Annotated in this window: 14 protein-coding genes and 2 pseudogenes; 4 read left to right on the top strand and 12 right to left on the bottom strand. The window is 33.3% G+C overall.

Features of this window, described 5'->3' with window-relative positions; genetic code table 11:
* Positions 1-550: 550 nt before the first annotated feature.
* The 12 genes and pseudogenes from A9G42_RS03880 to A9G42_RS03820 all read right to left on the bottom strand — a co-directional run bounded on the left by A9G42_RS03880 (position 551) and on the right by A9G42_RS03820 (position 10083).
* Positions 551-1632: pseudogene (locus A9G42_RS03880) on the bottom strand (IS3 family transposase).
* A 103-nt stretch (positions 1633-1735) separates the two neighbouring features.
* On the bottom strand, positions 1736-2059 hold the full coding sequence (locus A9G42_RS03870) for a hypothetical protein (protein ID WP_065581372.1): 324 nt from the start codon (positions 2057-2059) through the stop codon (positions 1736-1738).
* Positions 2059-2793, bottom strand: coding sequence for a glycosyltransferase family 2 protein (locus A9G42_RS03865; protein ID WP_065581373.1), 735 nt, complete (start codon positions 2791-2793; stop codon positions 2059-2061). The genes A9G42_RS03870 and A9G42_RS03865 overlap by 1 nt, the downstream gene beginning before the upstream one ends.
* Positions 2784-3425, bottom strand: coding sequence for an HAD family hydrolase (locus A9G42_RS03860; RefSeq protein WP_065581374.1), 642 nt, complete (start codon positions 3423-3425; stop codon positions 2784-2786). The genes A9G42_RS03865 and A9G42_RS03860 overlap by 10 nt, the downstream gene beginning before the upstream one ends.
* On the bottom strand, positions 3422-4042 hold the full coding sequence (locus A9G42_RS03855) for a phosphodiesterase (RefSeq protein ID WP_065581375.1): 621 nt from the start codon (positions 4040-4042) through the stop codon (positions 3422-3424). The genes A9G42_RS03860 and A9G42_RS03855 overlap by 4 nt, the downstream gene beginning before the upstream one ends.
* On the bottom strand, positions 4039-4788 hold the full coding sequence (locus A9G42_RS03850) for a glycosyltransferase family 2 protein (RefSeq protein WP_065581376.1): 750 nt from the start codon (positions 4786-4788) through the stop codon (positions 4039-4041). Before A9G42_RS03850 ends, A9G42_RS03855 begins: the two co-directional genes overlap by 4 nt.
* 62 nt (positions 4789-4850) lie before the next feature.
* Positions 4851-5837, bottom strand: a complete 987-nt coding sequence (locus A9G42_RS03845) for a WavE lipopolysaccharide synthesis family protein (RefSeq protein ID WP_065581377.1) — start codon at positions 5835-5837, stop codon at positions 4851-4853.
* Entirely contained in the window at positions 5824-6828 is a 1005-nt protein-coding gene (gene rfbB / locus A9G42_RS03840; protein WP_065652711.1) for a dTDP-glucose 4,6-dehydratase, read from the bottom strand. The genes A9G42_RS03845 and rfbB overlap by 14 nt, the downstream gene beginning before the upstream one ends.
* A gap of 2 nt (positions 6829-6830) precedes the next feature.
* Positions 6831-7742 (bottom strand): annotated as a pseudogene (locus A9G42_RS03835) (sigma 54-interacting transcriptional regulator); the annotation flags it as partial.
* A gap of 307 nt (positions 7743-8049) precedes the next feature.
* Positions 8050-9093, bottom strand: coding sequence for a beta-N-acetylhexosaminidase (nagZ, locus tag A9G42_RS03830; RefSeq protein WP_065652706.1), 1044 nt, complete (start codon positions 9091-9093; stop codon positions 8050-8052).
* The gene (locus tag A9G42_RS03825) at positions 9093-9728 is read right to left on the bottom strand and encodes a hypothetical protein (RefSeq protein ID WP_065580024.1); all 636 of its coding nucleotides are present in this window, start codon (positions 9726-9728) and stop codon (positions 9093-9095) included. Before A9G42_RS03825 ends, nagZ begins: the two co-directional genes overlap by 1 nt.
* 7 nt (positions 9729-9735) lie before the next feature.
* On the bottom strand, positions 9736-10083 hold the full coding sequence (locus A9G42_RS03820) for an HIT domain-containing protein (protein WP_065566941.1): 348 nt from the start codon (positions 10081-10083) through the stop codon (positions 9736-9738).
* A gap of 402 nt (positions 10084-10485) precedes the next feature.
* On the opposite strand from A9G42_RS03820, the gene rpsF reads away from it, so the two are divergent.
* Genes rpsF through rplI form a run of 4 tightly spaced genes read left to right on the top strand, consistent with a single transcriptional unit; the run spans position 10486 to position 11868 of the window.
* Positions 10486-10869, top strand: a complete 384-nt coding sequence (gene rpsF / locus A9G42_RS03815) for a 30S ribosomal protein S6 (protein ID WP_065566923.1) — start codon at positions 10486-10488, stop codon at positions 10867-10869.
* A complete protein-coding gene (priB, locus tag A9G42_RS03810) occupies positions 10853-11161 on the top strand; it encodes a primosomal replication protein N (protein ID WP_065566922.1) in 309 nt (102 codons plus the stop codon). The genes rpsF and priB overlap by 17 nt, the downstream gene beginning before the upstream one ends.
* Positions 11162-11165: 4 nt before the next feature.
* Entirely contained in the window at positions 11166-11393 is a 228-nt protein-coding gene (gene rpsR / locus A9G42_RS03805; protein WP_025314965.1) for a 30S ribosomal protein S18, read from the top strand.
* A gap of 22 nt (positions 11394-11415) precedes the next feature.
* Positions 11416-11868: a 50S ribosomal protein L9 gene (gene rplI / locus A9G42_RS03800; protein WP_065652705.1), complete on the top strand. Its 453-nt coding sequence runs from the start codon at positions 11416-11418 to the stop codon at positions 11866-11868.
* Positions 11869-11970 lie beyond the last annotated feature (102 nt).

Below are 11970 nucleotides of genomic sequence, written 5' to 3'. Positions count from 1 at the left end.
AGTTATTAATGCAATTTCTGTTAACTTACATAGTTAAAAAATAACGATGGATTATCCAATAAGCGAAAAATTTGTAAAGGACACATCCTTACTCCCAATCGTTTTATATATACAAAGTTGCTTAAACCATAAATATAAATATAAATCAGATTTTAATAAGTTTGACGATCATTTGGGAAGAAAGCTTTACATATTTCTTTAATTTCTCCGGTCAAATCTTTCCTTTCTAGTAATTATTGCCTAATAACATTTATCTTGAAAAAAATCACTGCATAATTGATAAATATCTACAATTTTTAACAAAATCAGCCACTTAATCAATTGAAATAATATATGCCTAGAAAAACTCTAATGCTCTAATTGTCCACAACTTTTTGATATTAACTACCTAGATTAAAACATGAAATACATTCGACAATAGGTCGTGAAATAAAAAAACTAAAAACATAATCAAGCGCACGAGGCGGCGGCACTTTCTAGAAAAGGCGAAAAAACAGCGGTAATGGTAATGTAAATACCCCCAAACTTAGTACACAACTCACGTAGAAAATCATGCTGCTTGTTTTAGTGTTTTATACTCAATCGGTGTCATGTTATTTAATGCCTCATGCGGTCTTTCGATGTTATAAATCGTTAACCATTCTTCAGTTATTCTCCTTGCTTGCGCTAAGTTGTTAAAAAGATATAAATCGAGTACTTCAGTACGATAGGTACGATTAAATCGTTCAATATAGCCATTTTGATAAGGACTACCGGGCTGGATATAATTAATGGTTATACCATGTAATTTAGCCCAGTTGGTAAAGGTTTTTCCTGTAAATTCTGGCCCATTATCGACCCGTATTTTTAATGGATACCCATGATATTCGGCCAGTTTATCTAAGTAACGGGTAATCCTTCCTGCGGGTAAACTTACTGCAATATCAATCCCTAACGCCTCACGATTAAAGTCATCGATGACATTGAATGTTCTAAAGCGACGTTGATTACGGCTACTGTCACTCATAAAATCCATTGACCAACATTCACCTTGTTTATTGGGAACCGATAACTTTTCTGGCTCCCGAGGTGGAATTCGTTGTTTACGTTTTGTTTTAAGATTAAGCTTTAGCTCACAATACACCCGATATACCCGTTTATGATTCCATTGATAGCCGAGCTTTCTGATACGATTAAAACATTTAGGAAAGCCCCAGCGTAAATGCCGGTCTGTGATAGTATTCAACACCGAAATAATCACGGAATCAGCCTGCAACTTAGGTTGATAATAGTAAGCACAACGGCTTAAACCAACAATGGCACAACTCATAGCAATAGTAACCTAATGATTTTTTTTGTAGTTGTGCGCCCACGTTTTACGTGCCTTTGTGGGTACTAAAGCTTTTTTATAATTTCTTCCTAGAGCTGGGATTTTAAGCTCAGTTCGGCAAACATCTGCTTAAGCTTGCGGTTTTCAGCCTCCAGCTCCTTCAAGCGTTTGATATCCGAAGTTTCCACACCGCCATATTTTTCCCGCTATTTATAAAAAGTTGAATTACCCATGCCATATTTACGGCACAGCTCTTTAACGAGAATACCCGCTTCAGCTTCTTTTAAAATAGCGACGATTTGATGTTCAGTCATTTTTTTCATAATTAAATCCCCTTTTCTTTTATCATAGAGAATTTTCTACTTTTTTTCTGTGCTATTTTAGGGGATAGTTACATTTCCATTAAGCATAAATTGACAAATTAAATTACTTTAAATACTTATCATTATTAGCCCCTGGTAGCTTTACAACCACATTTATAGTACCATCTTCTAGGCATTCGAAATCCGTTGCTTCACGTGGCTCAATTACAATTATATCACCCGAACTATACTCTATACCATTCATTCTCACCTTTCCAGAAAGAATTACAGTATATTCGGTAGCTATTTTATGATAATGCTCTTCTTCATAATCGCCTTTATTATATTTTTTTACAGCAACTTCAACATCATTAGTTTTATAAATAGAAGGCTCAAAGTTTCCGATAAACCAACCTTTTGTCATATCATCTAATTTTGCAATTTTCATTACTTACTGTCCTTTACATCCAATAATTCTGCTAAATATTGAGCTAATTGCATCTCCGTTTTAAGAGGATGAAACTTTTCATTATTAATTTTATAAAGAGAGACTTTTTTTTGTCTCAAAATCATCTCATTAACAGACTGACTCAGATAAAAAGAACCATTGATCAAGTTATCTTTTCGAATAACATCCATAGCACACTCTACAAAATCGGCCCCCTTTTTGTAATAATAAAAGGAAGCTAACGCATTTTTACTAATAGGTTTTTTTTCTGAGACTTCAATCACTAAATTATTTTTGTCTAATTTTGCAAAAGAATATCTTGGATGAACAGAATTAAAAGAAACTACACCTGTATCACTTTTATTATCACGAAAATATTGTAAAATTCTCTCGCTTGAGACTTCAATAAAATCATCTACAGCTAAAAGTATTAATTCTTCATCGTTATTAATATACTCTATACCAAGCAAAGCCGTACATACTGCCCCCTTTGTTTGGTCATTTATAATAACAATTTCACTATCAGGAACCAATTGTTTTATAACTGAATCGACCTGAAAATTTTTAATATCATCATTTTTAACACAAAACAAAAATTTTCTTGGATTTAATCCTTTACAATATTCAATCTGTCTCTCAATTACCAATTTTTCATTAATTTCTGTAAGATAAAGAGGGTAATCTTCACTATTTTTTTCAAAATTTTGCCCCCCCATCAAGAAGATTATTTGCATTTAATATCTCCTTTCTCTATTTCTAAAATACGCTTTTTTATATTTTTATAGTTAACATCATCAACTGTTTTAACTACTAATACATGAGCCCCAGAAGCAATTGCAGCTTTGATACCATTTGCGTTATCTTCAACTATCAAGCAATCTTGAGGACAAAGCTCCATTCTTGATATGGCAGTTAGGTATATTTCAGGATCCGGTTTAGCATTTTTTACATCTTGGTTACTTAGCATAAAGTCGAAATAATCTGTTAATTTAGCATAATTCATCATCATTTCAATCGTCATTCGAATTGAATTAGAGCCTACTGCAAGTCGATAACCCTCTGATTTTAACTTCGATAACGCATATTCATGATTAAAGCGAGGTCTACATAGATTTTGAATCATTGATACAGTGTACTGTTGTTTCATTTCATTAATAAAATTATGTAACTGCGCAGGTAATCCTTTTTCTAAAGTTAATTTCTTTAGCTTCATTGAAGTCGGCAATCCGTCATAACTAGTTAGGTGCTCAAAACGATTTATTTCATATCCAAATAAATTTAAAGCGCGGTTAAGAGCTTCATAATGCCAATCTTTAGCTTCTATTAATACTCCATCCATATCAAATAATACAGCTTTAATTTTCATTTAAAATATCCTCTTGCTACTTCAGGAAAATCAGTACAAAGCATTAAATTTTCATTAGTTACGTACTTACTTTTACGAATCATATCCCATTGTTTTGATACATCCCTTCTATGTAAATCAGCCGAAACTAAACAAACCTTTTTTCCTTGTTTAATAAGATTATCAATTTGCGTGTGATCATACCAATCTGAATTAAAGCAATCCAACCAAACACCACAACAATCATCAATTAAAACTGGTTGATTCAAAATATCACTTAGTCCAGTAAAGACATTGAGTTTGTTATTAATTTGACAAACCATATCTGGTATTGACATATCAAAAGTAAAATAATTAGTATGGTTGTATTTTTTGAGTATTTCTTTGATAATTTTAGATAATCCATCAGCTTTAATATTTAGAGCCAATGGTAAATTTCTTCCATCCATAATGGATAAAAGCTGCTCAAATCTCATTTCATCACCTACAGGCATATCATGTGAAATAACTATTTCACCATCATGATCTCTTAAATCAGTTTCTGTACCAAAACCAAGATCAAAGCTTCTCTTGAATGAAATCTCAGTATTTTTTTCTTCAATTGCTTTCCAATATCCTCGATGAGAAAGAACTATCATTTTTTTACCCTCAAAGAAATAGGATTATTAAGAAAAAAATCCAAATCTTTGGGAATACCTAATCCATACATACCATTATATTCTTCACCTATACCATATATACCGATTTTCTTCCCTTCTCTTATTAGATAGTTATAACAAGGGCAAGTATAAAATTCGTTATTAACTCGAATATTATCCTTTATCATTTGTTCAGCAGCTTTAACAAGATATTTACCTTTAGAAAAATTGAATATTCCAACTGTAGCATCATTTGAGATTACTTTTTTTTCAGCTGTTTCAATCACAAAACCCTCATTATTTGTTTTGGCATATGACCACTTAGGATCATTAGATTTCATCGTCATAATCATACCATCTAGATTTTTGTCAGAAATTGCATCTAAATATTCATTTATATCAAAATCAATATATTGATCAGCATTGGCACTCATTAAAGGTTCATTATTATCGAAGTATTTTTTAGCAAGAAGTGCTGTACAAACTTGACCTTCAGTTATTCCATTAATACCAATAATTTCCACATTTTTTGAATACGATTTCAATTTAGGTATTAAATTATACTGATCTATATGTTGTTGTTGGCAGACAAAAATAAAACGATGTTCACATTTCGGTGATAGGTTATCTACAACAACCTTTATCATGGGAACATCATGAATTGGAATAAATGGTTTGGGTATAGAAAACCCTGCATTTGCAAATCTACTTCCCCTACCAGCCATAGGCAATACGATGTTAAGCATATAATTATTATTCCCAATAAATTAAAATAAATGATTAAATTTTCGCATTTTAACAGAAAAAATTAATTCCTTATTATTTTTTTTCTAATTTTTTTTCGCAATTCTTTATTTTTTTTACCTAAAATAAACAAGGTTACTAACTTTGCAATCGTTTTTACTAATTGATAATTCAGCAAAATGAAATTCAATTTTAATCTTTCACAATTAAATCCAGCAAATTTAGTAGAGGTTAAAGTTACATACTTGTAATACAATCTCTTCCACTCAACATGAGTTATACATGAAAAATGATCTAATTTACGATAATTATAAAATTTTTTAGGAGGCTTTAAATTAAAATTTTTCCAATCTAAAAAAATAAAATTAGAAACAAAGTAACGTTCTGTTTGCGTTATTTGGTCTTTGTTAACAGCTACTTTATTATTACACAATACTTTTCGATTATTTTGTTGTAAAAAACTAATGAATATATACTGTTCGGGAGCATATCTTCTATCCGATTTGCCATTTTCTTGAAAATAGAATTCATCAGATTCGCTCATTAATTTGATATCAAATAGTCTTAATAAATCATTTTTCAGACCAAAAAAGGCAATATCTGAAGGATGATAGGGCAAATTAACCTTGTTGGGATTGCGTGAAAAATAACTACAAGCCAAAACTTTATGCTCAAATAAAACATACTTTTGCTCAACAAGATTGTACAAATTGAAAAACTTTAGAAAGGAATTTCCTTTTAACAAAAAATCACTACGAATCTTAAACACATACCGACTTTTTACCTCTCTAATTCCATTTAAACTTGAAATAATGAGTCGATTAACATTATTGATTTTTATTCCATCACAGTAAGTGTGAGCAAATCCGCCTGGATCTTCATTAAGAACTAATTCATCAAAATCTAATCCTTCCAAATTAGAAAAATTCCAAGTAGATAATATAATTTTAGATTCAGGAAGGTACTTTCTAATACTTAGCAAGCTAAGTTTTGTCAAAATAGGTACCACAGGTCCTTGTACAACTACTGAGATATCCTCATTTTTTATCATTTTTTCGCAATCCACTTTCAAATGTTTCTTGTGGCTTCCAGCCTAACTGTTTTTGTATTTTCGATGAATCGATAGCATATCGATAATCATGACCAAGTCTATCGGATATAAATTGAATTAAATCTTGGTATCGTTTGATTCCAATTGGGTGTTTGGGAACAAGGTAATCCATCATTGAACAAATAATTTGCACTATATCTAAATTGGTATGTTCATTATTAGCACCAATATTATAAACCTCGCCAATTTTACCATTTATTAGTACTGCATATAAAGCTTTAGCGTTATCTTCTACATATATCCAATCACGTATTTGTAAACCATTGCCATAAATGAGTATAGGTTTACCAGCTAGAGCATTTATAATTACAGATGGAATCAATTTTTCAATATGTTGAAAAGGGCCATAATTGTTGCTACTGTGGGTTATAATTGCAGGAAATCCATATGTACGAAGCCATGCTTTAACTAAATGATCACTTGATGCCTTTGATGCGGAATAAGGGCTGCTTGGGGAATAGGGGGATGCTTCGGCAAATAATAACTTCGTACTACCTAAATTTCCATAAACTTCATCAGTTGAAACGTAGATAAATCGGAAATTGCCTTTATCTTTCTCTGATAAATTGCTCCAATAATTTCGCGAAGCCTCCAAAAGAGTAAAAGTTCCAATAATATTGCTTTCGATAAAATTAATTGGACTGATTATTGAGCTATCGACATGGCTTTCGGCGACTAAATGAATAATAGCGTGAGGTTGATATTGTCGAAATACACGTTCAAGTCCTTGCCGATTACAAATATCCATCTTTTTAAAGATATATCGACTGTTGCTTGAAACCTTTGCTAATGAGCACAAGTTTGCTGCATAAGTTAATTTATCAATATTAATTACATAACTTTGAGTATGTTCAATAATATAACGAATAACAGCAGAACCGATAAATCCGGCTCCACCTGTTATTAATATTCTTTTAACATTATTTAGCAAAATCACCGCCCTATCCCATAATCCCTCAACTTATTAGCAATTGCTGTATGCGACACTCCGAGCCTTTTAGCCAGTTTTCGGGAGCTTGGGTATTGGTCATAAAGTTTTAATAAGGTTTCTTTTTCAAACTGCTTGGTTATTTCATCCAGAGTTTTATTTTCGATATTGTTGACCCATGATACTTGTGATTTAGGTGTTGGCAATACGATATTTTTAACCGTTAATATTGGGGTAGTTAATTGGGCTAATGCAGAGTATAAGATATTTTTAAGTTGTCTTACATTGCCTGGCCATGAATAGTGAACAAAGTAGTCAATAAGGTCATTATCGATCGCAGGTGGTATGAACCCTTGTTTATTGGCAAATTCATTAACAAAGATATGCGTAAGTGGCAAAATATCATCTTTACGTTCTTGCAATGAGGGTAAATTAAGCGACAGTACATTAAGTCGGTAGTAGAGATCTTTTCTAAATTTACCTTGTTCGACTAAATCAGCTAAATCGACTTTTGTTGCACAAATAATTCTTACATCGACATAGACTTCATTATCGTCACCTACTCGCCGAAAATAACCATCATTAATAAAACGTAATAATTTGGTTTGCATTTGAAAAGACATTTCATCAATGCCATCAAGCAATACTGAACCACCATTAGCTTGCTCAAAAAAACCTTTTTTACTTTCAATCGCCCCTGGGTAAGCGCCTGCTGCGTGCCCGTATAATTCACTTTCTACTACCTCATCAGGCATAGCTGCACAATTTAATGCTAGAAAGGTTTGATCGCCGCGAGGGCTATATTGGTGACAAGCATTAGCTAGTAAGTCTTTACCAGTACCTGTTTCGCCTGATATTAATAAAGGTTCACTTTGCATAGAAAAAGCTTTAGCTTGTGCAATAAGTTTTTGCATAACTAAACTTTGAGTGGCAAAGATATCGAAAGCATGGTGCCCGACGACTTTGATTTTCGACAATCGTTTTTTTAAGTAAGCAATTGGTTGCACAACAAAGACTGTTTTAGATGGATCAACCATTTTTTGCAATAAAAAGTGCTGAGAATTTAAAACGATGATTGCATCATCTTGTTCATTTATATTTATTGTATTATCAAAATTAAATATTTTTTGATAATCAAAAGGTTGATTTAATACTAAAACGTTATGAGGAAATAATGCTTTAGCCGTATCATTATACGCAACTAGAAGTTGGTTATTATCAATTTCAATCATTGCTGCTTGCATATTCTTCCCACTTTTCACTAAGTTTTTTTAAATTATCACGTCGATGTTGCCACTGAGAGTTGTTTTTTAATTCAGCATAAGTGATTTTTGTATTAGTTAATAGATGTTTCGCTTTATTTGATATTAATGGATAAATCTTATTTAGCTCTGTTAATCTTTCTAAAATGGCAATAGTGCCTTGTCGATTATTACAAGCTAGCAGTAGATCACAGCCTGCCGCTAATGCTGCTTGGGCTCGCTCGGCATAGCCTCCCATTATTGCTGCACCTTTCATCGATAAATCATCGGAAAAAATCACCCCCTCAAAACGTAATTGCTCACGCAGCACTGTTTTAAGCCAATAAGGTGAACCACTAGCAGGCTGATCATTAAAAGCAGGATAGATAACATGAGCAGGCATAATGGCATCGAGTTTTTTATCAGCGATCAATTTGGCAAAAATTTGCATATCGTGTTCAATGAGTGATTTTTCACGATGATCAATAGGTGTTTCTTTATGCGAGTCAGCAAGCACATGACCATGCCCAGGAAAATGTTTACCGGTTGTTTTCATTCCTGCAGCATGCATACCATCAATCATAGCAGCAGCAACTTGATAGGCGATATTGGCATCTTGATGAAATGAACGAGTGCCGATAGCAAGACAATGATGACCTAAGTCTAAAACGGGCGCATAGCTAAGATCGATATCAAAAGCAATAAGTTCCATTGCAAGTACCCAACCCGCATCAAAAGCTAACGATTTAGCTTGCTCAAGCTCATTAAGAGCTGCAAAAGATTGCGCAGGTGGAATAGCAGTAAAACCATCACGAAAACGTTGAACGCGCCCACCTTCATGATCAACCGAGATTAATAAACGCTGTGTAGAAACTGCCCGAATCTGTTTTATCAATTCTCTTAATTGAGTTTGATCCTGATAATTGCGACTAAATAAAATCACCCCACCAACCAACGGGTTTTGTAATAATGCCTTATCTTCTTCGGTTAATGATTTACCTTCAACATCAATCAGCAATGGTCCCATTATTTGTTATCCTCAATAACTTGATTTGATCCCTCGTTAATATTGGGTTGTTTAGAAAAATCTTTAGAGGTAGATCTAGCTAGAATTTCTCCACTTTGTGTTGAAATTAATTCCATTGCAAGATCTGCTCCATGGCTTTCATCAGGCACTTTATAGATAGTGGTGAAAAGAACATAGTTGGCATTTATTGACTTAGCCAACCCAATCATCTTACCGCGAGAAACTAACTTATCATCAGCCGAAATACCCAGCGTTTGTTTAGCTTGATTTATGACCTGCTTATTAACCACTGTGAACGTGTTTTGTTTATGCATTAATTGGTGTAAAGCTTCATCAATTTGATTGCTTGCAAGATAATCACCGCTACGATTTTGAATATCGCTAATTAAAATAAGCTTATTATCAGAACTTGCAAGTGATGTATTAGCCAACTTATTGATAAAAGGCGATAAGATTAAATGCCAATCCGTTTGTTTAACAATTTGAGGAGGCATTTCAATGACCGCCGTATCGCTAGACTGCGTTTCATCTACTGGCGGTTTCACTTCCACTTTTGGGGTATTGCTAATAAGATGACAGCCAGTTAACGCAAAAATTAATGCACTAGTAACAAATATACCTTTGAACTGTTTCATATAATGATTAACCTATTAATCGCCCTAAATTTTTACCGCCCAATAGATGCATATGAATATGAAAGACCTCTTGCCCTGCATCTTTGTTGCAATTCATGATTAAGCGATATCCGCTTTCATCAATACCTTCTTGCTTTGCAATTTTAGCAGCAACGGTCACCATATGCCCTAATATCACTTCATCTTGTTCAGTAACATCATTAATAGTTGGAATAAGTTTGTTGGGAATAATTAAAATATGCTTCGGCGCTTGAGGAGAAATATCACGAAATGCCGTCACTTTATCATCTTGAAAAACAATATCAGCAGGGATTTCTTTTCGAATAATTTTACTAAAAATAGTTTCCTTCAAAATAATTTCTTGAGCCATCAAATTCTCCTTACTATGCATATACCTACAATTAACATTTTACATACTCAAGCATAACATATTTTAACAATAAAAATGTATAGAAATCGTTACATTTTAAAATGCATTTTACACCCTAAAAACCGTTCAGAAAAACCATTGATTTTATTTAAGTTTTTATTGTGAGTTATATTTTAATATCTCCTATAATCTGAAATACTCAAATGCAGAAGGGCTTGCTTATAACGATCAAAGTAAGTATTAAAACCACTTAGCATATTCATTTGTCAAATATAATAAGTTGATATATAATGCCACGTCGATTTCAACCGCCTATTTTCATGTTCCTTGCTTTCAATGGGTTGCGGTTGCCCCGACAGAAAGCTGATTAATCCGTAGGGAGCGATAATGCGTCATTACGAAATAGTATTTATGGTTCACCCAGATCAGAGTGAACAAGTACCTGGTATGATTGAACGTTATACTGGTACATTAACCACTGATGGTGGTAAAATCCATCGTTTAGAAGATTGGGGTCGTCGTCAATTAGCCTATCCTATCGAAAAACTGCACAAAGCACATTATGTGTTAATGAATGTTGAAGCAACTCAAGAAGCTGTTAATGAACTTGAAGATAACTTCCGCTTCAATGATGCAGTGATTCGCAGTTTAATTATGCGCACCAAACACGCTGTAACTGAAACTTCACCTATGTTAAAAGCTAAAGAAGAACGTCGTAGTTCTGAAGAAGATTTTAACGAAGTAAACATGGACGATGATTCCGACGAATAATCGTTTAGTGTTATCGGGTATTGTAAAAAAAACACCGATAAGAAAAGTCAGTCCAAGTGGGATTTCGCACTGCCAATTTTATTTAGAACATGTTTCTAAACAAATCGAAGCAGAACTCACAAGGCAAGCATGGTGCATAATGCCCGTAATTGCTAGTGGACAACAAGAGTTAAGTTACATAAAAAAAGGCAGCAAAATTTTAGTCAGTGGATTTATAAGTACCCACACTAAACGTAACCAAACAAGCCAACTTGTATTACATGCTGACCAGATTAAACTATTAGGAGAATAGCCAAATGGCACGTTATTTCCGTCGTCGCAAATTCTGCCGTTTTACTGCAGAAGGCGTTAAAGAAATTGATTATAAAGATGTTTCTTTATTAAAAAGCTATATCACAGAAAGTGGTAAAATTGTACCAAGCCGTATCACTGGTACTAGCGCAAAATATCAACGTCAATTAGCTCGCGCAATCAAACGCGCTCGTTACTTGGCATTATTACCATATACTGACAACCATCAGTAATTAGCAACAGAGGGAACATATAATGCAAATTATTCTACTCGATAAAGTTGCTAATTTAGGCAGCTTAGGTGATCAAGTTAATGTAAAAGCGGGTTATGCTCGTAACTATTTGATTCCACAAGGTAAAGCAGTAGTAGCGACTAAAAAGAATATTGAATTCTTTGAAGCTCGTCGTGCTGAATTAGAAGCAAAACTTGCTGAGACATTAAAAGCCGCTGAAGCGCGCGTTGCTGAAATTAATGCTCTAGGTAAAGTCACTATCGCTTCTAAAGCTGGTGATGAAGGCAAACTATTTGGTTCAATTGGTACTCGTGATATCGCTGATGCAGTTAAAGCTCGTGGTATTCAAGTATCGAAAAGCGAAGTTCGCTTACCAAATGGTGTATTACGTACAACAGGTGAATACGAAGTATTTTTCCAAGTACATAGTGAAGCTTTTGCTAAACTGACTGTTGAAGTTATTTCTGAACAATAATAACTCAAATTAAATAAAAACCCGTTTAATCTAAACGGGTTTTTTATTATCTATTTTTCAGTGGCAATGATAAAAATAAAATTAAATATTTATTATATACAT

It is taken from the genome of Gilliamella sp. Nev6-6 (assembly GCF_001690605.1).
In the GTDB taxonomy this organism is placed as follows: domain Bacteria; phylum Pseudomonadota; class Gammaproteobacteria; order Enterobacterales; family Orbaceae; genus Gilliamella; species Gilliamella apicola_C.
This window is presented reverse-complemented; position numbering and strand designations above follow the sequence as displayed.